This window comes from Treponema sp. OMZ 805, from assembly GCF_050937395.1.
In the GTDB taxonomy this organism is placed as follows: domain Bacteria; phylum Spirochaetota; class Spirochaetia; order Treponematales; family Treponemataceae; genus Treponema.
This window is the reverse complement of sequence record NZ_JACCLP010000016.1, coordinates 1-26,644: the sequence shown is the minus strand read 5'-3', so window position 1 is coordinate 26,644 and position 26,644 is coordinate 1. Positions and strand designations below refer to the sequence as shown.

At 45.1% G+C, this 26,644-nt stretch carries 21 protein-coding genes; 8 read left to right on the top strand and 13 right to left on the bottom strand.

Features of this window, described 5'->3' with window-relative positions; genetic code table 11:
* Positions 1-101: 101 nt before the first annotated feature.
* On the bottom strand, positions 102-1,328 hold the full coding sequence (locus HGH47_RS11060; RefSeq protein WP_230974625.1) for an exo-beta-N-acetylmuramidase NamZ family protein: 1,227 nt from the start codon (positions 1,326-1,328) through the stop codon (positions 102-104).
* Between the two features lie 150 nt (positions 1,329-1,478).
* Between HGH47_RS11060 and HGH47_RS11055 the strand changes: the two genes are divergently transcribed.
* The 3 genes from HGH47_RS11055 (at position 1,479) to HGH47_RS11045 (ending at position 4,688) form a co-directional block, all read left to right on the top strand.
* Positions 1,479-2,318: a leucine-rich repeat protein gene (locus tag HGH47_RS11055; protein WP_212566349.1), complete on the top strand. Its 840-nt coding sequence runs from the start codon at positions 1,479-1,481 to the stop codon at positions 2,316-2,318.
* A gap of 369 nt (positions 2,319-2,687) precedes the next feature.
* Entirely contained in the window at positions 2,688-4,037 is a 1,350-nt protein-coding gene (mgtE, locus tag HGH47_RS11050; protein WP_212566348.1) for a magnesium transporter, read from the top strand.
* Between the two features lie 24 nt (positions 4,038-4,061).
* Positions 4,062-4,688: a diacylglycerol/polyprenol kinase family protein gene (locus HGH47_RS11045; protein WP_212566347.1), complete on the top strand. Its 627-nt coding sequence runs from the start codon at positions 4,062-4,064 to the stop codon at positions 4,686-4,688.
* Positions 4,689-4,743: 55 nt separating this feature from the next.
* On the opposite strand, the gene HGH47_RS11040 is transcribed toward HGH47_RS11045, so the two are convergent.
* The 5 genes from HGH47_RS11040 to grpE form a co-directional block, all read right to left on the bottom strand.
* Complete coding sequence (locus tag HGH47_RS11040) at positions 4,744-5,244, bottom strand: methylated-DNA--[protein]-cysteine S-methyltransferase (RefSeq protein WP_212566346.1); 501 nt, start codon at positions 5,242-5,244, stop codon at positions 4,744-4,746.
* A 37-nt stretch (positions 5,245-5,281) separates the two neighbouring features.
* On the bottom strand, positions 5,282-6,637 hold the full coding sequence (locus HGH47_RS11035; protein WP_212566345.1) for a hypothetical protein: 1,356 nt from the start codon (positions 6,635-6,637) through the stop codon (positions 5,282-5,284).
* 17 nt (positions 6,638-6,654) lie between these two features.
* Positions 6,655-7,803 carry a molecular chaperone DnaJ gene (gene dnaJ / locus HGH47_RS11030; protein WP_212566344.1) on the bottom strand — a complete coding sequence of 383 codons (1,149 nt, stop codon included), beginning with the start codon at positions 7,801-7,803 and terminating at the stop codon, positions 6,655-6,657.
* Between the two features lie 338 nt (positions 7,804-8,141).
* Positions 8,142-10,064 (bottom strand): molecular chaperone DnaK, encoded by a 1,923-nt coding sequence (gene dnaK, locus HGH47_RS11025; RefSeq protein WP_212566343.1) that lies wholly within the window; start codon positions 10,062-10,064, stop codon positions 8,142-8,144.
* Between the two features lie 94 nt (positions 10,065-10,158).
* Positions 10,159-10,893 (bottom strand): nucleotide exchange factor GrpE, encoded by a 735-nt coding sequence (gene grpE / locus HGH47_RS11020; protein WP_212566342.1) that lies wholly within the window; start codon positions 10,891-10,893, stop codon positions 10,159-10,161.
* A gap of 214 nt (positions 10,894-11,107) precedes the next feature.
* Between grpE and HGH47_RS11015 the strand changes: the two genes are divergently transcribed.
* The 4 genes from HGH47_RS11015 (at position 11,108) to HGH47_RS11000 (ending at position 16,085) form a co-directional block, all read left to right on the top strand.
* The gene (locus tag HGH47_RS11015) at positions 11,108-11,935 is read left to right on the top strand and encodes a hypothetical protein (RefSeq protein ID WP_212566341.1); all 828 of its coding nucleotides are present in this window, start codon (positions 11,108-11,110) and stop codon (positions 11,933-11,935) included.
* Between the two features lie 135 nt (positions 11,936-12,070).
* Entirely contained in the window at positions 12,071-13,573 is a 1,503-nt protein-coding gene (locus HGH47_RS11010) for a histidine kinase N-terminal 7TM domain-containing diguanylate cyclase (RefSeq protein WP_230974623.1), read from the top strand.
* Between the two features lie 169 nt (positions 13,574-13,742).
* Positions 13,743-15,041: an NCS2 family permease gene (locus tag HGH47_RS11005; RefSeq protein WP_212566339.1), complete on the top strand. Its 1,299-nt coding sequence runs from the start codon at positions 13,743-13,745 to the stop codon at positions 15,039-15,041.
* A gap of 108 nt (positions 15,042-15,149) precedes the next feature.
* Positions 15,150-16,085, top strand: coding sequence for an NYN domain-containing protein (locus HGH47_RS11000; RefSeq protein WP_212566338.1), 936 nt, complete (start codon positions 15,150-15,152; stop codon positions 16,083-16,085).
* 46 nt (positions 16,086-16,131) lie between these two features.
* Here HGH47_RS11000 and HGH47_RS10995 read toward each other — a convergent pair whose 3' ends face one another.
* The 4 genes from HGH47_RS10995 to HGH47_RS10980 all read right to left on the bottom strand — a co-directional run bounded on the left by HGH47_RS10995 (position 16,132) and on the right by HGH47_RS10980 (position 20,402).
* Positions 16,132-17,499, bottom strand: a complete 1,368-nt coding sequence (locus tag HGH47_RS10995) for a CCA tRNA nucleotidyltransferase (protein WP_212566337.1) — start codon at positions 17,497-17,499, stop codon at positions 16,132-16,134.
* A 27-nt stretch (positions 17,500-17,526) separates the two neighbouring features.
* Positions 17,527-18,762, bottom strand: a complete 1,236-nt coding sequence (locus tag HGH47_RS10990) for a dicarboxylate/amino acid:cation symporter (protein ID WP_212566336.1) — start codon at positions 18,760-18,762, stop codon at positions 17,527-17,529.
* A gap of 279 nt (positions 18,763-19,041) precedes the next feature.
* Positions 19,042-19,758 carry a hypothetical protein gene (locus HGH47_RS10985; RefSeq protein WP_230974622.1) on the bottom strand — a complete coding sequence of 239 codons (717 nt, stop codon included), beginning with the start codon at positions 19,756-19,758 and terminating at the stop codon, positions 19,042-19,044.
* An 80-nt stretch (positions 19,759-19,838) separates the two neighbouring features.
* Complete coding sequence (locus tag HGH47_RS10980; RefSeq protein ID WP_212566335.1) at positions 19,839-20,402, bottom strand: C40 family peptidase; 564 nt, start codon at positions 20,400-20,402, stop codon at positions 19,839-19,841.
* An 84-nt stretch (positions 20,403-20,486) separates the two neighbouring features.
* On the opposite strand from HGH47_RS10980, the gene HGH47_RS10975 reads away from it, so the two are divergent.
* On the top strand, positions 20,487-22,229 hold the full coding sequence (locus HGH47_RS10975) for an AMP-dependent synthetase/ligase (RefSeq protein ID WP_212566334.1): 1,743 nt from the start codon (positions 20,487-20,489) through the stop codon (positions 22,227-22,229).
* An 81-nt stretch (positions 22,230-22,310) separates the two neighbouring features.
* Here the strand turns inward: HGH47_RS10975 and HGH47_RS10970 are convergent, their stop codons facing one another.
* The 3 genes from HGH47_RS10970 to HGH47_RS10960 form a co-directional block, all read right to left on the bottom strand.
* On the bottom strand, positions 22,311-24,425 hold the full coding sequence (locus HGH47_RS10970) for a methyl-accepting chemotaxis protein (protein WP_212566333.1): 2,115 nt from the start codon (positions 24,423-24,425) through the stop codon (positions 22,311-22,313).
* A 309-nt stretch (positions 24,426-24,734) separates the two neighbouring features.
* Positions 24,735-25,784 carry an ATP-binding cassette domain-containing protein gene (locus HGH47_RS10965; protein WP_432912359.1) on the bottom strand — a complete coding sequence of 350 codons (1,050 nt, stop codon included), beginning with the start codon at positions 25,782-25,784 and terminating at the stop codon, positions 24,735-24,737.
* A gap of 74 nt (positions 25,785-25,858) precedes the next feature.
* Positions 25,859-26,566 carry a GTP-binding protein gene (locus HGH47_RS10960; RefSeq protein ID WP_212566332.1) on the bottom strand — a complete coding sequence of 236 codons (708 nt, stop codon included), beginning with the start codon at positions 26,564-26,566 and terminating at the stop codon, positions 25,859-25,861.
* Positions 26,567-26,644: the final 78 nt, after the last annotated feature.

Genomic DNA, 26,644 nt, shown 5'->3' with positions numbered 1-26,644 from the left:
TACTAGCATAACCGATAATTTCGACGCAAGAGGATGGCAGGGTAACCGCATAAAATACTTCTTTAGCAGTCTCCCGCAAAAAATTGAGACTTTCCTAATTCCTAATAAAGAAGATATTTTTTACGTATGTCGTTGAATCGTTTTCCCTCTTTTTCCATGCGGGAAAAATAATCCTGTGCGGTTTGCGAAGGATCGGTGAGCTGTGTACAACCTGTTAATAAATGTAAGCCGCAGTATTTTTTACCCGCATTGTTTATCGTAAACTCGTCAGGATAGAGGCGCTTAAGCTCGTAAAACATGGCGATAGCCGTTTTAACGGGAGCGAAACTGCGGCGGTCGGTAACGGCAATCTGTACCCCTCCGCACAGCTTTCCCGTATAGAGTGAAAGCGACGGGGTAAAGAATGCGGACAAAAAGCGCACCCCTTCCAAGCCCAGCCGGTTCAGTCGAGTGGCTAGCCGATATGCATCGATATAAGGAGCCCCTAGGTACTGAAACGGCATCGTTGTTCCTCTCCCTACCGAAAGGTTTGTTCCTTCGAATAAACAGACACCCGCATATACGAGCGCGGTGAGGGGCGACGGAATATTGGGAGACGGCGGCACCCATATCAAAGGCAGCTCGTCAAAGTAAGTTTCTCTGTTCCAGCCTTCCATCGGGATCACCGTTAAATCACAGTGAATGCCGTATTCGGTGTTGAAGAGCAGGGCAAGCTCCCCGACCGTCATACCGTGCCGCTGTACAATGGGAAAATATCCCGTAAAGGAACGGTAGGCAAGCTCCAGCATATTCCCCTCGACGGCGCCGCCGATCGGGTTCGGACGGTCGAACACGACAAATGGTTTTTTGTGCCGCGCACATTCTTCCATCGCATACGCCATGGTGGAAATATAGGTATAGAACCGAGCGCCGACATCTTGAATATCAAAGCAGAGGATATCGATATCTTTCAGCATCTCCGGCGTCGGCCTCTTGGTGTTTCCGTAAAGGCTGTATACCGGAAGTCCCGTCCGCGGGTCGGCGCTATGTCCGATAGACGCACCTTCCCGTTCGTTGCCCTGCATGCCATGTTCGGGCGAAAAAAGCGCCGTAAGCTGCACCGACCGGCTTAACAGCACGGCAGAGGGAGTCCCTTCGGAATCGATACCGGTTTGGTTGGTAATTAGCCCTACCCGCTTCCCTGCGAAAACAGCACGGTACTGCGGCAATCGCTCAATTCCCAATTTCAGCCGATTCTCTGCCGTAGCTTCTTGGCATACAATACAAAATAAAAAGAAGAATACCGCCGCCGTTTTCACTTGGCGTAAATGGCATACATACGTTTTCATAAGGGGATGCAACCCAAATATATTTCTCATTAAGTGTATTATAGAGTACCTGCAAGCTTTGTTAAACCGGTATGGAAATTTTCAATGAGATGCAGTATATTTAGCAACAAAACACCCCAATACGGGAGAAACATATATCAGGAGAAAAAGATGAATACTGATACCATAAGAATGCGAAAGTTCTTTAACCGGATTACGGTAGCGGTGTTGGCCGTTATTGTATCGTTACTATGTACTGCGTGTCCTCAAAATGGGGGGGCTCCCGGCAACAACACGGGAAGCTACACACAGGTACCCTTTGCACAGTTAGACGACTATCTTAAAACAAAAGCCTCTGCCAGCACAGTAAACTACATCGAAGTAACAGGGCTTAAAAAAGAAGACTTAGGAGGACTTATGGAAGCAAGTCCTCTCGGCAAAACTCTTAAAGCGTCACCTTCTAAAAAAGTTGCGCTTAAATTCGGTGACAAAATAGAAGGACTTACAGATATGTTTTCTTGTTTTGACGGATGCAAAACTCTTATACAAGTTTTCGGAATACCCGGTAGCGTTACTGACATGAGTTTCTGCTTTAATGACTGTACAAACCTCACACAGACACCGATAATTCCCGCAAGCGTTACTGACATGAGCTACTGCTTTAGTGACTGTACAAACCTCTCCCAAACACCGGTCATTCCCGCCAATGTTACTGACATGAGATCTTGCTTTAATGACTGTACAAAGCTCACTCAAGCGCCAGTCATTCCTGTAAATGTTACGGATATGCAGAATTGCTTTTCCGGCTGCACAAATCTTAAAACTATTATACTGAAGTGTAATTATAATCCCGAAAAAGATAAGGACAATGATCCGTATTTCGAAGATGCCTTTGCTGGCTGTACGGCTTTAACGGCAGGCGGTATTAAGGTTCCTGCAGGACAGCTGGCAACGTACCAAGCTAATGCAGCTGTTATGGGCGTTACAGCGGATAAGTTTGCTGCCGAATAAGGTAAAACTTTTCGATATTTAAGAAAAATTATTTTTACGCGGGTAAAACTATAAGCTTCTCTCAACACTGCAGGCTTTAAACAGGGCAACCGCACCAGAAATATTTTAAACGGTTGCCTTCCGTCTGTGCGAAATTTTATCCAAAATTTCGCACATTTTTCCTAGCAGACGGGTGAACACATCAGGCTGAGTATATAAAATCGCAGAATTATTGAGGTTGTGAGACCATTTGAATCGCGAAGAGGTTCAACTCTGGTTGAACAGCCTCAATAATTCTGCGGGGGTCGTAAAAAAGGCCCAATATGTTTACCCTGATTCTGTGAGCCCTATAGCAGAAACCATCCGTTTTAAGTATACTAGCACCTAATTATGGAAGATAAAACGCAGGAAATGGAGCGGATTCAAGAACTGCTCGACAATAGGCACTACGTGGCTTTAATTGCAGAACTCGCCGAGATGAATGCGGTCGATGTAGCGGAAATATTGGATAAAGAAAATGCGGCAAATGCGGTGTTTCTTTTCAGAATGCTTCCGAAAGACCTTGCTGCCGAAGTATTCGCGCTCCTTTCGAGCGAGCAGCAAAGCGCATTTATTTCATCGATTACAGATAAAGAACTCGGTCCTATTCTGGACGAACTTGCGTTTGACGATGTCGTAGACCTTGTAGAAGAGATGCCTGCGAATGCCGTCAGAAAGATTTTAGCGAACTCCGGCGAAGAAGAGCGTAAGCTCATCAATCAATTCCTCAAATATCCTCCCGATTCAGCAGGAAGCCTGATGACGATTGAATACGTCAGCCTTAAAAAGACGATGACGGTAAAACAGGCGTTGGACTACATCAGAGAGACGGGGCTTAAAAAAGAAACGATTTATACCTGTTATGTAACTGATGCGAACAGGGTGCTTGAGGGCATCGTTTCATTAAAAGAGTTGGTGCTGGCGCCTGAGCAGGAACTGATTGAAAATATTTTTGAAAGCGAATGTATCTATGTGAACACTCACGATGACCAAGAAAGTGTTATCGCAGTTTTTAAGAAATACGCTTTCCTCGCATTGCCTGTTGTCGATGCGGAAAAACGACTGATCGGTATTATCACAGTTGACGACGTGATGGATGTTATGGAGCAAGAGGCTACCGAAGACTTCCAGATTATGGCCGCTATGCAGCCGTCCGAAGATGCGTACCTAAACACCGGCGTTTTTAAACTTGCCAAGCACCGTATCGGCTGGCTGATGCTTTTGATGGTTTCGGAAACCTTTACCGGTAAGATTATCGAACACTACACCGAACTGTTGGCAACGCTTACCATACTCACTTCTTTTATTCCTATGCTGATGGATACCGGCGGAAATTCGGGAAGTCAGTCATCAACGTTGATTATCCGCGGTCTTGCTACCGGCGAAATTCAGCTGCGAGACTGGGCAAAAGTATTATGGAAAGAACTTCGTATCGCAATTCTTGTAGGCTCGCTGCTCGGGTTCACTATTTTTGTAAAATCTTTTTTCTTGGACGGTAAACCGGTTCTTGTTTCTGCCAGTGTCGGCTTAACGCTTGTTGTAACCGTTACCATTGCAAAACTTACCGGCGGTCTTTTACCGATTCTTGCAAAAAAACTCCGGATGGATCCGGCAATTATGGCAGGCCCGCTCATCACCACGATTGTAGATGCGGTCAGCCTTATCGTCTATTTTAGAATTGCAAAGTTCTTATTGTTTTAAAGACTAATAGTATATTGGGATTATATGAAATGGTTTGAACGCTTCCGATACCGTACATTCTCTCAAACCGCCTCCGTAGAGGAACTGTTGGTTGAAGTGTTTAGGAAAACCATTCATCTGTCTTCTGCTTTAACCGTTGTATTTGCCGAACATTGGTATACGCCTACGATTGTCGCTATTGTTGCTATCACGCTGCTCTACTGTATCTCAGAATTTTTTCGTATGCGCGGCTATGAGCTCGGTATCATTGCGCATATTACTCGTTACGCATCACGGGCACGCGATAAAGGGCGGTTCGTATTGGGACCGCTAACACTTGCCACCGGAGTGCTTGCCGCACTTTTGTTTTTCCCCATGCATACGGCAAAAATTGCAATATTTGCACTTGCTTTCGGGGACGGTCTTGCGAGCCTTATCGGGAAGCGTTTCGGCAAAATTCATTTAGCTTTTTTTAAAGATAAAACCGTTGCGGGGAGTTTAACCTGTTTTGCTGCTGTATTCCTTTCGTCCTTAGCCGTCAGCGGGAATTTTGGGAAAAGCCTTGTCCTCGGTATTGTAGGGGCATGTATCGAAATGCTCCCGCTTAAAGATTACGACAATCTTTTAATACCGGTAGCTATCGGTTTTCTTGCCTTGCTTATCCGTGCATAAGTTCTTTTCGGCTATTTCATTGCTCCGCGTTCGTTCGAAAGTAACAGAGAATTGCCTAAGTAAAAAGAACTTTCTCCAGCGTCAGTAATGCTCTTTTTTTATCAAGGCCGCCTGCATAGCCGGTTAAGTTACCGTTCGCTCCGATAACACGATGACAGGGTACGATAATGGAAATGCCATTATGACCGACTGCACCGCCGACCGCATGTGCAGACATACGGGATAGACCTCGTTGACGGGCAATTTGCTTGGCTATTTCACCGTAGGTAGTTGTATGCCCGTACGGAATAGTACAGAGGATATTCCACACTGCATTTTGGAAATCCGTTCCGTTAAAATGGAGCGGCACGGTAAAATCAGGTTCTTTTCCGGAAAAATAGACATCAAGCCATCGCTTTGTTTGCTGTAAAAACGGGGTTTCTTTTTCTTCATGCTGTTCTTCAAGATACTGAGCAAAAAACTTTTCGCCGTTGAACCACACGCCGGTCAAACCTGCGCTGTCTGCTGCCAGCAAAATGTTCCCCAGCGGAGAATCATACCATTGGGTATATGTCATACGTATCCTCGGTTATCACATTTCAAGGCAACCTGTTTTAAAACTCATACGCGAGAGTGAGTCTGATAAAGCTATTGCGGGAAAATTGTCCGAAGTTTCCGGTCTTTTTACCGCCGAAGATACCGACATTACAGTCGATAAGCAAGGTTGCGAGCTGCCAATGGATACCGGGCATAATGCAAAAGTCTGCGTCCTCAAGCCCGACAATGGCGCCGAGTTTCCATTCCAAGGAATTACGCAAGAGGGTTTGCGATACGGAAAATGCGAGCTTAGTATCCGTTGCTTTTTTGCCGTATTCCACATCGCTGATTTGAGCAGCACTTCTGCTATGATGAAGCCGAATGTTTTCCGTTGCCGTTAAGCTGAGTTGAAAGCCGAGGGGTGCGGAATAGACCGCACCGATATTCCACGCAAGCGACGGGTTATATATGGAAGGATTATTGCCCGATAAATCCGAGGTGATATTTGCGGCGAATTCCGCACTGAGCGATACGGGGCCGAGTCCGACACCGTAGTCGATACCGATGTGGTGATAGGGATTATAGAGACCGGTAAAGGTTGTAGGGGAAAGGGTTTCAAATGCAAGCTCCGGCAGCCGACCGTAAAAATACTGAATACCGAAGTCGTGCTTGCCTCCTACGGCAGCCGTAAGCCGCCCGCCGCCCTGCGAATATACGAGGGTATTCGTTTTAACTGTGTCAACCGCACGGGTAAAAAACGATGGGTCGGTTTGCACAATCCGGTTAAATTGCTGCGAATACCAGCGGTCGGTTTTTCCGGTAACGATGCGGTTCCCTTCAAATACCGGCAAATATACGCCTTCCAGTTTGAGATCATACGGAAGGTACACGACTGCGGATATGAGCGGGCGGGCAATTTTCATCTCCTGCGGGGCATACATCAGCGTAAGGTCGGTTTTGTCGCGAGGATTGACGATATCAAGCACGCTCAAATCTTCCGCCCGCCCCCAGTTCATCTTTTGGATGCCGCCGGTAATAACTACCGAACCAAAGAGCATTTTGAGATATGCTTCGTCAATCCACGGAGCAATCTGGGGGCTTTTGGGAAAAACGTCCTGCTCTTTGCCGAGCAAGGGAGCGAGGGTTTTACCGTTAAGCTTAACGCCGAAATAGGCTTCCGTCATCGGCGCGGTTGCGTGAACGTGCAGCTTTCCCTCAACCAGCGAACCGGGCTGCACATCCTTAAAAGTCTTAAAATCGTTAAAATAAAACGAGCCGCCGAGGGAAAGCTTTCCGCCGATATCAATCGAAAAAGCACTGCCCGATTCCACCTCGCTGTCAAAGCCGAAGTCATCGGCCGCCTCTTCCGCATTCAACGCTGCCGCACAAACCAGACAAAACAGAATACCCGCCAGTATTGAAATTTTTTTCATTTAAGTCGCTCCAGTGATTACAACTTAGACAGCGGCACCATCTCCGGCGCCGTATTTTCACCTTCCATTGCAGAAAATTCGCTGAGCAGTTTCTTACCGCCGGAAGATATCCTCGTCGGTATTTTTATGATGACCTTGAGGTAGAGGTCGCCGGTTCTGCCGCTTGCAGCGGGGACACCTTCTCCGCGCACCTTGAGCGCATCGCCGTGCTGCGTACCGGCGGGAATTTTTACCGTCAGGCGCTTATCGTTCAGCGATTTTACCGTTATTTCTCCTCCGAGCGCGGCTTGCGTCATCGAGATGGGAATTACACAGTACAGGTCGTTCCCATGCCGTTCGAATAAGTGATGCGGCTTAATAAAGATGAATACGTAGAGGTCGCCGTAATCGCCGCCGCCTGAACCTGCATTTCCCTGTTTGGGAATGGTAATGCGCTTGCCTTCTTCAACACCGGCGGGGATGGTGATGATAATTTTTTGCTTTTTCCGCTCTAAGCCGGAACCGCCGCATTTTTTGCACGGGTTTTCAATAATAGTTCCCGAGCCGCCGCATCGCCGGCAGGTACTCGCGATGGAGAAAAAGCCGGTGTTCTGCCGTACCTGTCCGGTACCCTTACAGTCGGGGCACATCTTTCTGCCGCCCCCGCCGGCGCTTCCCGAGCCCTTGCATTCCGTACAGTGCTCGTCGCGTGAATACTGTATTTCAATCTTCTTGCCGTATACGGCGTCGGTAAAGTCGATTTGCAAGTCATACCGGAGGTTTGCACCCCGTGCGGGGCCGCTGCTCCGTGAAGAACCGCGGCTCGATGAACCGAACCCGCCGAATCCTCCGAACCCGCCTCCGCCGAATAAGCTTTCGAACAAGTCGGAAAGCCCGCCTCCGCCGCCGAAGATGTCTTCAAAACCTTGGAATGCGGACGGATCAAAACCGCCGCCCATATTTTTAACACCGTCAAAACCGTATTGGTCATAGACGCTGCGTTTTTTGTCGTCAATAAGCACTTCGTAGGCTTCAGTCGCCTCTTTAAATTTTTCTTCCGCTTCTTTATTTCCGGGGTTTTTATCGGGGTGATATTGAATTGCCAATTTACGGTAGGCTTTTTTTATTTCATCGGCGGTAGCGGTCTTTGCTACGCCCAATACCTCATAATAATCTCGTTGTGCCAAAATAAGCTCCTAGGGTAAACGCAGCAAACGATTTTTTAGTATATCCCGCAGAATCCTGTAGGCTGTTCAACCTCTCCTTTTAAAAATATGTGGGCATCTACTTCGTTATTTCACAAAAATTAGTCCTCGACGTGCAGAAGCACGACTGCGGGTAATTTTTGTTCATGCCTCGTATCTGCCTCGCCTATTTCTAAAAGGCTAACGGAGAGACTATTTTTAGCCTCTCCGTCTGCGATTTGTTTTTATCCGTTTGCTGTGCTTACCCTTATTCTAAAAAAAATATGCGAAATTTTCAAGAAAAATTCAAGAAAATTTCGCATAGAAGAAAAACCGTGGGGTTATTTATCTTCGTCTTTTACGACTTCGTAGTCAACGTCATCGGCGGTTCCTTTGGTGGGTCCGCTGTCGTCAGCGCCACCTGTTGCACCGGATCCGGCAGATCCCGCCGCCCCGGCCCCGGCACCCTGCTGCTTATACATTTCTTCTGCAATCTTGTACGCAGCCTGCTGGAGCGCTTCGGTCTTGGACTTGATGTCGGCAGTATCTCCGCCTTCTACAGCCTTCTTTAAGGTTGCAACAGCATCTTCAATACGCTGCTTGTCGGCGGCGTTCACCTTATCACCCATTTCCTTTAAGGTCTTTTCGGTTTGATAGATCATCGAGTCTGCTTCGTTGCGAACCTCAACTCTTTCGCGCTCTTTCTTATCGTTTTCGGCGTTGGCTTCCGCTTCCTTCACCATGCGGTCGATTTCGCTTTCGCTCAAGCCGCTGGAACTTTCGATGCGGATGTGCTGTTCTTTACCGGTTCCAAGGTCTTTTGCGGAAACATGCACGATACCGTTCGCGTCGATGTCGAAGGTAACTTCAATCTGCGGAACGCCGCGGGGAGCCGGAGGAATACCGACCAAGTCGAAGTTGCCGAGCGTCCGGTTCTGGCTTGCCATACCGCGCTCACCCTGCAAGACATGGATGGAAACCGCCGTCTGTCCGTCAGCCGCAGTAGAGAATACCTGACTCTTGCGGGTAGGAATGGTAGTGTTACGATTGATCAACGGAGTGAACACGCCGCCCATCGTTTCGATACCGAGCGAAAGCGGGGTAACATCGAGCAACAGTACGTCTTTGACATCGCCGCCCAAAATACCGCCCTGAATAGCAGCGCCGACCGCAACCGCTTCGTCGGGGTTTACACCCTTTGAACCTTCTTTACCGAAAATTTCTTTGATAATCTGCGCAACCTTCGGCATACGGGTAGAACCGCCGACCAGCAGGATTTCATCGATCTGATTCGGTTCAAGCCCTGCATCCTTTAGAGCTTTGCGGCACGGTTCTTTCGTGCGTTCAAAAAGGTCATCGGTCATCTGCTCAAACTTTGCACGGGTCAGCGTTTTCTGCAAGTGCTTGGGACCGTTTGCGTCGGCGGTGATGAACGGAAGGTTGATTTCCGTTTCTGCACGGCTGGAAAGCTCGATCTTTGCTTTTTCTGCCGCTTCGCGGAGACGCTGTAACGCCATACGATCCTGTGAAAGGTCGATACCCTGATCTGCCTTAAACTCTTTTTCGAGCCACTCAACAATGCGGTTATCAAAGTCATCGCCACCCAAGTGGGTATCGCCGTTGGTTGATTTAACCTCGAATACGCCGTCGCCCAATTCCAAAATCGAAATATCGAAGGTACCGCCGCCAAGGTCGTAGACCGCGATAACTTTCTCTTTCTTTGAATCCTTGTTAAAGCCGAATGCAAGCGAAGCCGCCGTCGGTTCGTTGATAATCCGCTTTACATCCAATCCTGCGATTTTACCGGCATCCTTTGTTGCTTGGCGCTGTGCGTCGTTAAAGTATGCAGGAACGGTGATAACCGCTTCGGTTACCGGTTCGCCTAAATAGTCTTCTGCGGTTTTCTTCATTTTCTGCAGAATAAACGCTGAAATTTCCTGCGTCGAATATTTTTTGCCATCCACTTCGATACGGACATCATCACCCTGCGGTACGATTTTATACGGAACACGTTTTAATTCGTCGGTTAATTCGCTGTACCGATGACCGATAAAGCGTTTTACCGAATAAATGGTACCTTCGGGATTGGTAATCATCTGGTTTTTAGCAGGCTGACCGACAATCCGTTCATCTTTTTTGAATGCGACGATAGAGGGTGTGGTACGTCCTCCTTCGGCATTTGGGATAACGACAGGCTCGCCACCTTCCATAATTGCAACACAAGAGTTGGTTGTTCCTAAGTCAATTCCGATAATCTTTCCCATAATAAAAACTCCTTCTTATGTACCCCAATATGGGTACTATCTTATAGTCTTATTGACGGCTCCGAAAAGCGCAAAGAGCGTGATCGAGAGCCTCTTATTTCTTCTCGGCCGGTGTAGGCATCAATACCATGACCTTTGCCGGACGGAGAATCCGTTCCTTCAATTTATACCCTTTTTGCAGTTCCGCTCCGACAGTCGGTTCCGTAACCTCCGCCGAGGGATTTGTTGCAACGGCTTCGTGAATGTCGGGGTTAAATACCTTTCCCTGTACTTCGTAATACTGCAATCCGTACTTTGACTCAAGTAGCGAAGATAAGCCGTTCCGGATCATTACAACACCCTGCATAAAGGCAGCAGCGCTCTCTTCTCCGGCCTTTTTACCCGCTTCGATTGCACGGTCAAAGTCATCCAATATCTGCAAGAGGTCGGAAATCAAATTCGTGTTTGCGTAATCGATTGCCTCCTGTTTCTCTTTTATCATGCGCTTGCGGTAGTTATCGAAATCCGCCGCTTTGCGCAGATATTGATCCTGCAATTCCTTGCATTTTGCTTCCAAAGATGCGAGCTTTTCGGCATCGGACAGTTCCGGTTTAGCTTCCTTTGATGCTTCCGTGTCCGAAGCAGTTTGTCCAGAAGCCGTGTTGCCATGCTCTTGATTGCCGGTCTGCTGCTCAGACGCTACATTACGCCCGGTATTTTCCGTACCGCTACCGTGCGTATCCGCTGCCGCAGCTTTTTTACCGGCTTCGGAGTCCGTGTTCATACCGTTCTGCTCTGCCGGCTGCGCTTCGCACTCCTGCTCATGCTTTTTTCCGTGTTTTTTTGTCATTCCCTTCCTCAAAATATCCGACGCTTTATCTGCCTATTAGCTGAACCGCCGTCTGTGTTTCTCATTTGACAAATAGAAAATACTAACGGAATTACAAATGGTCAAGAAAAAATAAACTAAAGTGTTATCCATGTATCTGCAAAAAACTCGGTTAGCTTTTAGAGATACCACGGATATTTGACAGAGACGCGGGTTTCAAACTATACTGTCACGTATGACAATAGCCGGACGTAATAGAATCTTAATTTTCAGTATCTGTATTGCTGCGCTCATGGTAGTTGGAAGTATAAGTTGCTGTATTGCTATTGTTACACACAATTTGCTCGCAGAACTGCCGACAGCGCCTGAAAGTACCTTTCGGTTATTAAGTTTTCCATTTTTTGCCTATAATAATTATGCAGTCTTGGCCGGCATTACCGCGCTCCCTCTGATAGCGTTGGTACTGCTTATTTGCATTTTTTTCCTTTTTGAAAAAACCCATGCACTGGAAATTTCGTTTTTTAGTTTGTTTATTTTTGCACTGTCTTTTGAAGCATTACAACTGCTTTTTCCGTTGCAAGTGCAATATCCGTTATTGGTTGTTTTTATGGCTCCCGTTGCACGGATTATTTTCTTTTTCCGGTTCGGAGCCTGTTTAGCGCTTTTAACATCAAGCCTCTTTGCCCATAAAACTTTTACGCGAGAAACGGGGTCCATTATTTTCTTGTTGTGTTTTACTGCCTTCGCATTGTCTCATGTTATCCCAATCGATACCATTCATACGGTTTCGTTCTTCTCGTTTTCCCGCTCTTATCGCTATCTCCTTTATTCCTTTAACGGGATTGTTTGCGGATTGGCTGTAGCATCGTTTTTAATGGTCGGCATCTACCGCAGTATTACCGAGTATCGGAAGGCCGCGATTTGGCTGTTAGTAATGTTAATCGCATATACGCTCTTGTTGTATACCGGCTCATGGTTTTTCACCCTATTGGGTATCGGAGCGCTGTTAACAGCGGGGCTATTCTTTCTCAAAGCTATTCACCAATTTTATCTGTGGCAATAGGGAACCTCTAAAAAACTCGGTTAGGTTTTTAGAGACTCCCATATAAAAAATAAAAGATTGACAATGTAAAAAATCACCCTTATAATCCTACCTATTATGAATATAAATATAACGGATGTCTTTGATTCCTTTTGCATGCTTAACGCGGCATCCGCCTTTATTATAGCGGTAGCTTCATTAAAAAAAAGCAACTGGAATCCTGTTTTTAAGTCCATCGCTTACTTAGCCGCTATGATCGGTTTTTGGAATTTAATACGCTTTTTTTTGATACAAACGCACGAGCTTCAGTTAAGTTTTATTATGACTCGTTCCATCTATACGTGTATCGCATTTTCAGCGTTGTTTTTATTTTACTATGCCCAATCTTACTGTATACCGAATTTTCCGCTTTTATATCGTAGATTAATCGCGGTTATTCCCTGTATAACCTGTATATTAAGCATTACGGCAAATCGGCACTCCTTTTTTATTAGTATAAATCCGGAAGCAGAAATATTCGATATTGGTATTCAGCCGTTTATTTACGGCCACTGGTTCTACATACATGTTTTGTACAGCTATGCGTTAATCACCCTGTCGTGTATGTTATTTTTTATCAGACTGTTTTCGCCTCAAGTAAAAAACCGCAAGGAAGTTATCGCTATAACGGTTACAGTCTGTATTTTTACCGTAATAAATATCATCGGTACGTTTATTGGTCAAACGAAACCGATAATGCTTCTTTCGCTATTCGCTCATTTGTTCAGTATTAATGTTTTGTATTTCTTAACCTCTCGGGATATGGATCAAAAAGGACTCTATCTTGGCAGAAAGGACTTCTTTCAAGGTTTTAGTCAACCGGTGCTCATCTTTAATACAAAAAACGAATTACTTAAAGCAAATACCGCTGCTATGCAATTTTTTACTAAAGCAAACATCCCCATTCAACGGTATTCGCTGTATGACGATATGTTTTGCAGCCGTTTTTTTGTACCTATTCAGTCTCGAGAGCAAACCGAGTATGCTCTGTACATACAGCACAGGGCAACGGGAAAAGTGTTCCTTTGTCATAAAAAGATAGTTGTAAACCCTCAAAACGATAAAAGTGTCGGAACAACCATTATTATGTATGATGCCGGTATGTTAGGTGAACTTATACAAAAAATTGAACAAAATGCATTTACCGATGCACTTTGTGGATGTTTAAACCGAAGCTGCTTTGAGTTGCGGAAAGAAACAATCGTACAAAATTCTGTAAAGCCTTGTCTTTTGCTTGTCGCCGATATAGACGACCTTAAAAAGGTCAACGACACATTCGGACACAACGCTGGCGACGATTATATTCAAACATGCGCTGCAATACTCAAACAAGCGATAAATACGCCGAATACGCTGTTTCGCATAGGCGGGGACGAATTTGTTGCCTTTATACCGCATTGTACCGGAACTGATGCGACAACCATCATAAAAAAAATAGAAACATTATGCACAAAGCAAAAAAAATCTTGGGCGGTTTCCATTTCAGTGGGTTCTTCGATGATAAAAAACAATCATACTGACTTAATGCAGCACTTTACACAAGCGGATAGCGCTATGTATGCGCATAAGCAAAAACGCAAACAACAGCTTGCAGAGATTCAGCAGGCGATGTCTTCTTAGCTTATGGCATCGTTGGCCGGTACCGATCCTAAGGCATACCCTAAAATTAAATAAGAACACCTAAAAAAAAGTAAGGAAACAAAAAAATTTTCTTGCGGAAACAAACATTTCGTGCTACACTGATAATAACGCTGATTGGTACTCATTTATTCTAAAAGGAGGCTACTTTATGGAAAAACTCTTTCAGCTTCAAGCGCACAAAACGAATGTGCGTACCGAAATCATTGCAGGCTTGACCACATTCCTTGCAATGGCGTATATCCTTGCCGTTAACCCGCTCATTTTAAGTGACGCAGGCTTAAATGCCGGCAGTGTGTTTACGGCTACCGCATTATCTGCGGCAATTGCAACTTTGATGATGGCATTTCTTGCCAATCTCCCTGTTGCGCTTGCGCCCGGTATGGGGTTAAATGCTTTCTTCACGTATACCGTCGTTATCGGAATGAAGTATTCGCCCGCTACGGCATTAACGGCAGTATTCTTCGAAGGCTTGCTGTTTATTCTGCTGTCTTTTTTCAATGTACGGGAAGCGATTGTCGAATCAATCCCCTTCAATCTGAAAAAAGCGGTCGCAGCAGGTATCGGTCTTTTCATCACCTTAATCGGTATGAAAAATGCGGAAATTATCGTTGATAACCCTGCGACATTAGTCGGTCTCGGCAACGTTACTTCGGGGCCCGCCCTATTAGGAATTATCGGCTTGGTTATTACCGCAGTTTTGTATGTTTTGCGTGTTCCGGGTTCAATTCTTCTTGGAATTTTGATTACGACCGTAATCGGCATTCCGATAGGTGTTACCGTACCGTTTGGCGGCTGGGAAAATTGGTCAATCGTAAGCTTACCGGCAGCTCCGATTTTCTGGAATTTTGACTTTAGCAATATATTCAGCTTCCAGTTCTTTACAGTATTTTTCTCCTTCCTTTTTGTTGATATTTTTGATACGGTCGGTACCTTAGTCGGTGTTACCAACAGCGCAGGGCTTGTCGACAAAAACGGGAACATCCCGCGAGTAAAGCAAGCGTTATTATCCGATGCTATCGGTACGGTTTTCGGTGCCATGCTGGGAACCTCTACGGTTACCAGCTTTGTTGAAAGCACTTCGGGCGTAGCAGCCGGCGGACGAACCGGTTTAACAGCGTTGACAACCGGTGTGTTCTTCTTAATTGCTTTGATTTTCTCACCGCTTTTCTTATTAATCCCGTCAGCAGCTACCGCACCGGCGCTCATCATCGTCGGCTTCTTGATGCTAAGTGCCGCAGCCGAAATCGATTTCAAAGATCCTACGGAAGGTATTCCTGCATTCTTAACAATCGTTATGATGCCGTTTGCCTACAGCGTTGCCGAAGGTATCGTTTACGGTATCATGTCATACGTTATTTTGAAGGCAGCAACCGGTAAATTTAAGCAAATCCCGATTATTACATGGGTTTTGTTCATTATCTTCCTCTTGAGGATTATTTTCAATTAAATTATTTCTTAGCTAAAAGAATTTCGGGCATTTATACAAGGTATGAATGCCCTTTTTTATGCCTTTTTCCTGCTTGCAAAAGATATAAATAAGGATACAATAGTCGCCATGGATAGAAAATATGTATTACTGATCGACGGTGATAATATCCCGCCGAGTTTTTTGGAAGCTATCATTACCGAAGTTTCTAAAGAAGGTGAATTACTGATAAAGCGTTTATACGGCGACTGGACAACGCCGAATATGAACGGGTGGAAAAATTGGCTGGAGAAGATACCCATTCGCCCCGTACAGCAGTTCCGCAACGGTCCGAATGCAACCGATAATACCATTATTATGGATGCTATCGAGTTGGCTAATACCAATAAGAGCATTAACGCTGTTTGCATCGTTTCGACGGATTCGGATTACTACAGTCTTGCCCTTAAATTGCGAGAATACGGACTTTATGTACTTGGTATCGGAAAACAAAATGCTAAGGCTCTTTGGGTAAATGCCTGCAATGAATTTAAATATCTGGAAAATCTCGATAGCGCTGCAACCCCTGAAGAGGAAAGTCAAGACTCCCCCTTCGATTCTCTGGAGAAATTGCTGAACCATGCCTATAAAAACTCACGAATGACGGAAGACGGATGGGTTAGCCTTTCCGACTTGGGGAAATCCATCAGGCGGAGTATGCCGGAATTTGATCCCCGATCGTATAACCATAATACCTTACGCGAAATTCTTGAAGCCTTTCCCGATCAATATGAAATGACAACCGATAAACTGGTTCCGCCCAACCATTGGATTAAAGCAACGGAACGGCAAAAAAGCGATACGCTGAGCGGTACCATTAAGCGCTTTAAGGGAAACTGGGGAATCATCGAAACTACCGACCGCGGCGATTTCTACTTCGGTCTTACGAACCTTACGAAATCTTCTCGACGTAAGAAAATTATGGAAGGAATGCAGGTGCGGTTCAAGGTGTTTAAGGAACCGAATGCAGCCGGAGAAAATTTTGCCGAAAGAAACGGCAAAGCAACGGATGTGGAGCTCCGATAGACGTGTTTAATTAACATTCAATGGAAGGATAAGGGGACGTCATCACCTATTGGAACCGTTGTATCCGCTCATAAAGCGCAGAGGCAATAAGTAAGAGCGTCTCTTTGGTATTTTGTGCAGGGTCGTCTAGCACGGTTTCTAAAAGGTCATGCAACACAAGACCGAGGTATTTCCCCGCAGGAATACCGATTGCCATTAAATCTTTTCCGTTAACCGCTAAATCTTTCAGGCTGTAAGCTCCGTCCTCTTTGAGGATAGCATCAATGCGTGCCGTAAATTCTGCAAGAAAGTGCGGCTCAGCATACGTGCCGGTGAGTCCGAAAACATCCGCTTTCCTTAGCGCAAATAAATCGTCGATATTTTCTTTCCCAACGCGGACGATAAAACGGCGGACGGCGGCATCAGTCCATGAAGAATCATAATGAAACATGTGTTCCGCAACTAAATGAGCGGTTTTTTCTATTTCTGCATTGGAGTATTTTAGCCGCCGCATAATACTGCGAGTCATTTTTTCGGAAATAGCTTCGTGGCGGTAAAAGGTGCAGCTGCCGTCCGCCGCTTCCTTGCGGGCAGCGGGCTTCCCGATATCGTGGAAAAGCCCCGCGAGCCGAATATGGATGTGTTCCATTCCTGCTGGGCAGGCATTGCACACCAGAAAGCTATGGTCGAGTACATCAAAGTGATGATAGCTTCCCTGCCCGATGCCGCGGCATTCCATCAGTTCCGGAATAAAGAGATTCAGCAGCCCTGTGCTTTCCATTAGCCGCAAGCCGGTAAGCGGGGTTTGACAGCTGAGCATTTTTGTAAATTCTTCGCGGAATCGTTCAATCGAAATCTTTTGGGTGATATGCAGCGCCTGCGGGATTGCCTGTAGTGTTCCCGTATCAATGGTAAAGCCGAGCTGCGCTGCAAACCGGACGGCGCGGACGGGGCGCAATCCATCCTCCAAAAATCGGTCGAGCGGATTCCCGACTGTTCGGATTCGTCCTGTATGGATATCGGCTCTGCCGTTAAAGGGATCAACGATTTCTCCGTCAGGAAGAGAAACCGCAATGGCATTCATCGTAAAGTCGCGGCGCGCAAGGTCGGCTTCTATAGTCGCAGTATATGAAACGGCAGCGGGGTGCCGCCCGTCGGTGTAATCCGCTTCGGTACGGAAGGTTGTACATTCGATATGCTTGTTTTTATAGATGATGGTAACGGTACCGTGTTCTATGCCGGTGGGAATAGTTCGCCGAAATAAACGCGTTACTTCTTGCGGCGGCGCATCGGTTGCAATATCCCAATCGCTTGCCCTTTTCTTTAAGAAAAAATCGCGGACAGCTCCGCCGACGAGATATGCGGAAAAACCCGCTTCATGGAAATATCCGCTTATTTCTTTAAGTAGAGGCGGAACGGGAAATTTTTGCTCCATAATTTTACACTTTAATATCAGCTTCAGTTAAATAAAGAATCGTAAATCTTTTCTGCCGGTCATGTTGAATCGGTACGCTGTGATATAGGTTCCCGTTATCGCGGTTAATGCATTAATTGCTGCCGCAACGGAGCTGATAAAAAAGGCTGCCGGACGCAGAATCAGATACCCCGACTCAAAGCCGCGTCCATAAAACATGCACAATGAGGTAAGCGCAATATACGTTCCTCCGATGGGGAACCGTCCAAGCAAGCACGAGAAGAGAGAGGCATATCCCACCAGCCAAAATATATCGCTAAAAGCTATCCTAAATACATTAATCGAATAAGATTTTAAAATCACAACAAAACTGACGGTAATGACTAAAGCCGAACCCGCTCTTCCGAAAATAGAGAAAACAGGAAGGGCAACGGAGGAAATACGTCGACGCACGCCGAGACTTTCGTTGGAGTGACGCAGCAATACGCTGAGCGCAACATGGGTATCCTGTGAAAAAAAGGCTGCCATCATGGGGGCGAGGCTGGCATAGAGAACCCGATACGGATTTATATCACGGCAAAAAATCTTTAATAATGCGGGATAAATAATGAGGGCGATGATCAACAGATCGACAATAAGCAGAATTGCAAAATCGGCAAAAACCGCAGTCAACAGCATTTCGTGAAATTTAATCACCCAATAAGAGGAAACAGCCACCATACCGAATACCAGCATATCTACAAAAAAGACCAGTACCGCATAAGATATCCGCGCCAAAGAATCAATGAGCGTTATGGTTGGCTTCGCAATATTTCTGTCAACTGCACAACCGGCTCCGGCAAATCCGCCGAAAATACAAAGCGGTAGAATATAGGTTCCGTTTACCAGCGCTTCGAACGAGCTGGAAGGAAGTAATTGTAAAAGCGATTCTTTAACGCCGAGAACTTGTACATCGGATATGCCTTCTACAAAAATAGGTATACGAGCCGGTGTATGAATAAGTACGGATATTAATCCGATGCAAGACAATAATAATGCGGCGCCGCAGATAATGAGAATTGTAACAATCGCAACTTTAAGCAAACTTCTATTTTCGCGTAATTCAAAGATACTGAGTGTAAATCCGAAAAATACTGCCGGATAGAGAGCGTACCTTCCGAACTGTATTGCCGCATTTGATAAAAATTCTACAGCTTGTACAAACAGCGTATTTTCAGCACCGGCAACAAGAGCAAAGATTATCCCCAGCACAATGCCGATAAAATATTTCAACCAAATTTTCATAGCGATTGAGTGTAACCCAAAGATTGTACTGCGTCAACTCAGAGTCGAAGTTATAATCCTTACCGGTAAGTATGTACCACACGATTGCACAGATTCATGAGTACAAAGGGCAGCAAACGTTCTATAACGAAGAAGAAATAGCGGGCACTGACGCTCCTTTTATTGTATAAGCATGAATATTTTGTCGGCAGGTATACCAGTATCGAAATGCTAATAGAAATATGCTCAGCATTTTATTAAAGGCGTATATCCAATGCGATGAACGGTTCCGCAAAGCGTTTACTGCAGCTGCGCCTCTATCGTACCAACCGTACACAGCAGCTCAAGGAGCGGAATACGGAGCAAAGCGCGGGATGTCTTTTCAGTCTTTTTCTGTACGGTAACCGTCCCGACGGGACTGATATGCGCCGTCTGTACCTTATACGGCACATCGACGGTTAGCACAAATTCGGAGCTGCGGAGTTCGGCTGCAATCTTTTTTCCGTAAGCGGCGCCGATCAGCTCTTCGTATTCCGCAGGCGGTATTGCATCGCCGGTAAAGAGCGGCGCCATCAGCATATCAATAAAATCACGGCTTTCCTGCGGCAGTATCGCCAAAAACGATGCGATATTTTCGGGAGAAATACGCAATACCGTTTTTCGCTCTTTTGTATCGTAGCTGATAACATCCTTGAGCAGTTCATGATTATACGGCACAGTGCATGCAAGGCGTAATCCCATGGTTCCTTGCAGTGTAATATCTTGAACGCTAATTCCTTCTTTTGTAAACGCTTCTTTCAACTCTTGAACATTAAATACGGATTGCCCGTCAGTCTGCTCAGCCTTTTGTTTTAGTAAACGTGTGATATTTTTTTCCAACAAATCGCTCGGTATAAATTCTGCGGTAAGGCCGTAATCCGTATTATCCCGTATAACGATATGGGCAGAAGAAGAACAAGAAACCGTAATGCAAACGGTTGCGAAACAGCATACTAATATGCGATATACTATTTTCATGATAACAACTCCTCTTGTGTTTAGGGTAACCGCGCTAGAAATATTTTAAGCGGTTGCTTTCTTACTGTGCGAAATTTTATCTAAAATTTCGCACGGATATCGGGATGTATTTGGCAATTCTCAGGTGTTCTCGAAAAAAACGGAACAGTTGATTCGGCAAGAAAAATCTCTTCCGGCTTCATAATACTGCCTGCAAAGCGATACGTTTTTTTCCAGTACGGCTCTTGGATAGTCGAAATAATAACCCCTGTACGCGGCCCGTCCGATGCCGAATGAATAAATTTTCCCGCGCCGATATAAATACCGACATGGGAAATACCGCCTGCAGTGTTAAAGAAAAGCAAATCACCCGGCTGAATTTCTTCATCCGTTATCCTTTTTGCATATTCGGCAATCGCATCCGAGCGCCGCGGCATCTGCAACTTTAAAACATCAGCCCCATTGCGAAAAACAAAACCGGAACAGTCCATCCCCTTAGGAGAATGACCTGCGTAACGGTAGGGCGTACCGAGATAGTTCAACGCATTATTGACAAATGCGATCCGTTGAGAATCTTTTGGAGAAGGCGCCCCAAAAAGGAATTGCCCCGTCGCCAATATGATAAATAAATAGAAAAAAAAGGCTCGTATATCTTTCAAAATCATGTAAAATAGTTATACTAAAAATAAGAGAAAATTGCAATTTTGAAAGTAAATCAAAAAATTGTATTTATAAAGGAGTGTATTGATATGCATGAAATGGTAAAACGACCATGGGACTTTCTTGATGCATGGCGTGGGAAAAAATTTACCGGAGAATGGCCGACATTACCGGAGATGTTTGAAATTACTGTAGAACGTTTTCCGAATAGAAACTGTTTAACAGTCTTTGAGCCGGATAGAATTACGCTTACCTATCGTGAAACACTTGCGGCAATTAAGAAGTTAGCAGGTTGGCTTGTCGCTCATGGCGTAAAAAGGGGAACTCATATTGCCGTTTCGGGTAAAAATTCTTCCGAGTGGGCAATTGTCTATTTGGCGGCGCTGTATGCCGGTGGCATTATTATCCCCATCGACTACGGCCTACACAATTATGAGATCGAATCGCTTTTAAAAACAGCAAAGCCGCTCTTTTTCTTTGTTGATGAAGAAAAATATGATTATTTTATTGAAGCATCAAAATCGCAATCTTTTATCGGCGAAGTCTATTCTTTAAACAGTAAACACAGCGACCGCTATGTATATAATTTGGAAGCGGAACCGCTTGCTACCTATTATCCCTTGCAGGAAAACGACACAGCAGCTATCCTATTCACCTCGGGTACGATGGGTACTCCTAAAGGTGTTATGCTGTCCCACCGGAATATCGTCTCCGACTGTTACATCGCTCAATCGAACTTAACCATATTTGAAACCGATATTTTCTATGCACTGCTGCCGATTCATCACTCCTATACTATGGTCGCCGTTTTTATTGAAGCAATTTCCGTCGGTGCAGAAATCGTATTTGGAAAATCCTTAGTGGTATCTCGTATGCTGCGCGAGTTAAAAGAAGGAAAAATCACGATGCTTCTCGGTGTACCGCTCCTCTTTAACAAGCTGCTTGCCGGTATTATGAAAGGAGTGCGCAGCAAAGGCGTTGTGGTATATGGTATCATCAGATTTCTCATGGGGATTTCGTATATCGTGAAAAAGACAACAGGAAAAAATATCGGAAAAAAACTTTTTAAGAGCGTATTGGAAAAGGCGAATCTCACGACGCTCCGTATTGCAATTTCGGGCGGCGGACCGCTTTCAAAAGAAGTTTTTAGAGCATACAATGAATTCGGTATCGATTTTGTCCAAGGATACGGTTTGACCGAAACATCTCCTATTATTGCGTTAAACCCGAAAGATCACTTTAAGATTGAAAGCGTCGGACGTTACTTCCATCCCTATATGGAAATGAAAATTCTTGACCCTGATGAAAACGGTCGTGGAGAAATCTGCGTGAAAGGACCGATGATTATGCAGGGTTATTACAATATGCCGGAAGAAACTGCAGAGGTATTATCGGAAGACGGATGGTTCCGTACCGGTGATATCGGATGGATTGACGATGAAAAATATCTGTATCTCTGCGGACGCGCAAAGAATCTTATCGTTACCTCCGGCGGTAAAAACGTATACCCTGAAGAAATAGAAAATGCTTTCCAGATGTATTACAACGATATCGAACAGATAACTGTAAAAGGCTACCATCCTGCACACGATTTAACCAGTGAAGAAATTGAAGTATTGGTATACCCCACTGATGAGCTTTATAAAATGCTCAACCTTAACCGCGGCACTCCTGCCGGAGACAGCGCCGTTTATAAAAGAATAGAAACGATTGTCGAAATCGTGAACAAAGAACTACTGCCCTATCAGCGGATAACAAAAACCACACTTTTGGACAAACCGCTCGAAATGACCACAACCAAGAAAGTTAAACGGTACAATAAAGCTGAATAATGATCTGAGGTTGGAAAAAATACGGCATCCATTCTTACCGAACGGGTGCCGTACTCTAGAACTTCGATATATCGATAAGGTTTAGTTTACTTTAAATTTTCCAACTTCCATAACCAGCGCCTTAATGCTCTGTGTATTCTTTTGCGTAATCGCGTTGACTTCCTGTACGGCATTGTTAATCTGTGTTGCGCCTGAAGCCATTTCGTTCATACCATTGGTTATAATGCGCGTTAGATTATCCAATGTGCGCATTTCCGCTGCGACACCTTCCCCGCCTTTCAACATCTCTTCCGAACCGGACTGAACTTCCGTTGTTACCATATTGATGTTTTTAATAGCGGTTAATACTTCGTTGCTGCCGTTTGCCTGTTCGCGCATTGCTTCCGTAAGCCGGTCGCTCATTTCTTTTACTTGGGCTGCAAGGGTAAAAATAGTGTTAAACTTTCCTTCTACGGTTTTAGAAGATGACGAAAGCGTTTCTATTTCACTGCTGAGTATTTTAAGCGTTGTCGTAATGTTTTTTCCCTGCACGGCGGAATCCTCTGCCAACTTACGGATTTCGTCGGCGACAACGGCAAAGCCTTTGCCTGCCTCTCCTGCATGAGCAGCTTCAATGGCAGCATTCATTGCAAGTAAGTTCGTTTGCGATGCGATATGCTGAATAACGCTCGACGCTTCCATAAGTGAGCCGGATTCTTCCGCTATTTTCTGCGTTACCGTATTGGACGTAACCAGCGTTGCTTTTCCGTCTCCTGTCGCAGACACAAGGTCTTTCACGATTGTATCAGTCTTATTGAGCGTCTGACTGATAGAGGTAATATTTGCAACCATTTGCTCGACTGATGACGAAGACTGTGCAACACTTGCAGACTGCGTTTCGATACTGCTACTCAACTGCTTAATAGTGCGGATAATTTCCTCTACTGTCGCGGAAGTTTCGGTAACGCTCGCAGCTTGGGTCAAAACTTGTTGCTGAATACCGTCTATGTTTGCACTGATCTCGTTGATTGAGCTTGCCGTTTCGGACATATTCGAAGCAAGCTCACCACCTATCTCTTCCATAATATCGCTATTGACGCCGATAGATTTTATTGTAATACTAATTTTTTCTATTGTTTCGTTAAAATACTCCGATAAATCCGTTACCTCATCATTACCGCTTACAACCATACGAACCGTTAAATCACCTTCTCCTTGCGCAATATCCTTAAGCGCTGCAACAAGTTTTTGGATCGGTTTTACGATACTACGTGCAACAAAGTAGACGATAACCAATGCTGAAACAAAAATAACTACCAAGATAATGTCTATAGCAAGACTCATCTCATTCACTGATCCCATAAGCTCGCTATATGGAGCGGTCATAATAACCGTCCATCCTGATAGCTTGCTCTTAGCATAAGAAGATATTACGGAGGTGCCATCGCTGTCATAATACCCGATACCCGGTTCTTGCGCTTGTAACGCTTGTTGTTCAAACGATGCAAGCGGCACCATACTCGGATCACTTTGTGCATCTTCATAAGAATTGTATTGATCTTCGACAAAACCTATATCTTTATCCGCTATCGTATTTCCCGTTAAACCGAGTATATAGCAATAACCGCTCTGTCCCAAAACAATATCTTGAATTACTTCGGATAAAAGGTTGGCTCCGACAGTTACGCTCAATACGCCGACAATCTCTTTGTTATCGCCAATAATGGGAACGGCATAGACAATCTGCATTGCATTTGAGACACGAGATATAAGGGGTTCCGATACAAAACTTTTTCCCGATGAAGCAGCTTGGAACCAATCCCTGTCGCCGACATAAATAGGTTTCTCGTCATTTGCTCCATAACGGTTTCCCTGTAAATCAGTCACGCCGAAATAATCGACCCTTGCATTATGCTCCGCTTCATGCGCGAGACTCTGTGCTTTTTGATAGTATGAAAGGGAAGTATCACGCAGCGAAGGCATACGGGCAACCCCTTCAACAAATTGAAGAGTCGCTTGTATTCTTCCATCGATAATCTCTGCGACATCAGCAGCTTTATCTATTAAATGAGCTTCAATTTTTTCCGTTACAGCTTTGCGCGCAATCATAATTGCAAGCACCCCCTCGATGACAGATGCCCCCAGAATCAATAGCCCAAAAACCAACATCAATTTGTTTCTTAACGAAAAACGCTTTTTCTTTAGTTTACTTCCCATCTATTCGTCTCCTAATCGTTTTGATACCGACTACTCAATTAAGCGATAATTATAACAGTTGCCATATAGAACAGCATTGCCGACCTTTTACTGTTTTAAACGGTATAAACCTCACAGCATAATTCGACAATTTTAAAATTGCAAAACAGGAATATTATTTTCCTGAGCAAAGAGACCTATTTCTATGACTAATATTATAGAGAATATTATGAATTATATTTGTTTAAGTTCAGTTAGTCTATCCCTCCATAGGCTGAGTTTGAGAAACCGCCATACAGCACAGTACAATGCGATTACTGAAAAGAGTTCCTAGAGTTGTTCACCGGCGCGTAGTTTTACCCGCATTGCTTGGATTTTTGCATCCATCGCTTCAAGCTCATGTAACAGTTCTTTCTCGTGATTGGAAGTTTCGATAACCGCATAGATACCGCCGTTCTTAATGACGATACGTTTATCGGCATAGAGCGCAAGCGCCGGATCATGCGTAGCCATCAGCACGATTTTATCGTTCGATACCAAAAGCTGCAAAGCCTTTTTCCGGTCGATTCCGGCATTTTCAATCTCGTCTATCAGAACGATCGGAGATGAGCTTAAAATGGCGGTATCGGCAATCATTAACGCCCGGGACTGCCCGCCGCTTAGCACGGTAATCGGTGTGTCCAGCCGGAATTGTTCGCCTGCCAGTTTATTTGCCGCCTCGATAATACCGCTGACAGCTGCTTCTTTGTCTTTGACCATCCGGCTTTCCGCATGCAGCTCGATAAACTCCCGCACGGAAAGATCCATCACAAAGTTCATATTCTGCGAAAGCTGCGCAACCAGTTTATTGTTAATCGAAAACCGGAGCGCTTTATCGGGCGCCTCGCCGTTAATCAGTATTGCCCGACCGGTCGGCGTGTCTTTTTGTGCCGTCCATTCGATGTCGGCAAGCAGCCGCGACTTACCGGAACCGGTCGGTCCAACAATCGAAATAATCTGAGACGGATATAATACAAGGTCTTCAAAGTTTTCAGGCTCACCTGATTTATTCGTACCGGGCAGTATCGTAAGGCTCTGCACGCCTTGAACATCATCCCCATTTAAAAACCGCTGCATTTGAATGATGTATTCAAAAAATGAGTATGATAACGTTTCTCTATCGAGCGCATAATCTTCACACTGTTCTTCGGAAAGACTTTTCAGAAAAGAGTCAAAAGTACGATGTGTATTATCCAGAATGTGCAGCTCGGTCAATCTGTTTTCTGCAAAAAAATCTTCAATAAACGGATACTCTGCGAGGAGCGTTTCTATCGTTTTTTTTGAAAGTTCTCTTTTCTTTTCGGCGGCGCCGTGCGTTTCAAAACCGGTATCTGCAGCCATATTGTCCCCCATAAAATTTTTGCACGATGTTTTGGACATCTCTAAAAACTCGGTTAGCCTTTTAGAGGTTCCCTTTAACTATTTGTTTGCGATTCGGCAATCTTCATCTTGCGGATGTTGCCCATCTGGAAATTTTCGCCGACCCGCGTTTCGCCCAAGCAGTAAGAACACAGCGCCGCGGGCATCGGGAATCGGAGTTCCATTCCCTGCACCGTCGAAATATCTTTATCGGGACTGAACAGCAGCGTGCTGAGTTCAAAAGCGCCTTGCCCCGTCAGTCCGTTCACCTGCATAATAACCGCCCGCGGATTAACGGTATTGACACGGGCGCAAAACACTTCGCGTTCGGCTTGCGACACAATATCGCCTTTTGTGATGACAACAATATCCGCCGCTTTTAAAAGCGGGCCGATTTTTTTCGGCGTATTGATGCCGGAAAGATTATCGATAACGCAGATCCCGAGAATATTCTTAATATACGGAGAACAGCGGTTGCACAAACCTGCGGATTCCGTTATCAGAAGGTCAAATTTCTCTTTTACACCCCATTGTACTACCTCTTCGATATTGGAAACAAAGAAGTGATCGGGGCAGAGTGAGCCGGAAATACCTTTTTGGACAGGGATACCGGCCTTTTCGTATAGCACATCGTCATCGGTGTAAAGGCAGTCAAATTTCACCACTCCGGCGCGGAGTCCTTGCGTGCGCAGCGCCTCGATTGTCTTTAGAATAACGCTTGTTTTGCCCGAAGACGGTGGGCCGGAAACGATCAAAAGATTCATAGTGTTGCGATTATATCATATACAATGAGGGTGTTCCGTAACATACGTTACAGAACACCCTTTTAAAAATATTCAAGC

Coding starts and splice junctions, on each gene's coding strand:
- HGH47_RS11060 (WP_230974625.1), bottom strand. CDS start 1,328: ATGAAAACGTATGTATGCCATTTACGCCAAGTGAAAACGGCGGCGGTA.
- HGH47_RS11055 (WP_212566349.1), top strand. CDS start 1,479: ATGAATACTGATACCATAAGAATGCGAAAGTTCTTTAACCGGATTACG.
- mgtE (WP_212566348.1), top strand. CDS start 2,688: ATGGAAGATAAAACGCAGGAAATGGAGCGGATTCAAGAACTGCTCGAC.
- HGH47_RS11045 (WP_212566347.1), top strand. CDS start 4,062: ATGAAATGGTTTGAACGCTTCCGATACCGTACATTCTCTCAAACCGCC.
- HGH47_RS11040 (WP_212566346.1), bottom strand. CDS start 5,244: ATGACATATACCCAATGGTATGATTCTCCGCTGGGGAACATTTTGCTG.
- HGH47_RS11035 (WP_212566345.1), bottom strand. CDS start 6,637: ATGAAAAAAATTTCAATACTGGCGGGTATTCTGTTTTGTCTGGTTTGT.
- dnaK (WP_212566343.1), bottom strand. CDS start 10,064: ATGGGAAAGATTATCGGAATTGACTTAGGAACAACCAACTCTTGTGTT.
- grpE (WP_212566342.1), bottom strand. CDS start 10,893: ATGACAAAAAAACACGGAAAAAAGCATGAGCAGGAGTGCGAAGCGCAG.
- HGH47_RS11015 (WP_212566341.1), top strand. CDS start 11,108: ATGACAATAGCCGGACGTAATAGAATCTTAATTTTCAGTATCTGTATT.
- HGH47_RS11010 (WP_230974623.1), top strand. CDS start 12,071: ATGCTTAACGCGGCATCCGCCTTTATTATAGCGGTAGCTTCATTAAAA.
- HGH47_RS11005 (WP_212566339.1), top strand. CDS start 13,743: ATGGAAAAACTCTTTCAGCTTCAAGCGCACAAAACGAATGTGCGTACC.
- HGH47_RS11000 (WP_212566338.1), top strand. CDS start 15,150: ATGGATAGAAAATATGTATTACTGATCGACGGTGATAATATCCCGCCG.
- HGH47_RS10995 (WP_212566337.1), bottom strand. CDS start 17,499: ATGGAGCAAAAATTTCCCGTTCCGCCTCTACTTAAAGAAATAAGCGGA.
- HGH47_RS10990 (WP_212566336.1), bottom strand. CDS start 18,762: ATGAAAATTTGGTTGAAATATTTTATCGGCATTGTGCTGGGGATAATC.
- HGH47_RS10985 (WP_230974622.1), bottom strand. CDS start 19,758: ATGAAAATAGTATATCGCATATTAGTATGCTGTTTCGCAACCGTTTGC.
- HGH47_RS10980 (WP_212566335.1), bottom strand. CDS start 20,402: ATGATTTTGAAAGATATACGAGCCTTTTTTTTCTATTTATTTATCATA.
- HGH47_RS10975 (WP_212566334.1), top strand. CDS start 20,487: ATGCATGAAATGGTAAAACGACCATGGGACTTTCTTGATGCATGGCGT.
- HGH47_RS10970 (WP_212566333.1), bottom strand. CDS start 24,425: ATGGGAAGTAAACTAAAGAAAAAGCGTTTTTCGTTAAGAAACAAATTG.
- HGH47_RS10965 (WP_432912359.1), bottom strand. CDS start 25,784: ATGGCTGCAGATACCGGTTTTGAAACGCACGGCGCCGCCGAAAAGAAA.
- HGH47_RS10960 (WP_212566332.1), bottom strand. CDS start 26,566: ATGAATCTTTTGATCGTTTCCGGCCCACCGTCTTCGGGCAAAACAAGC.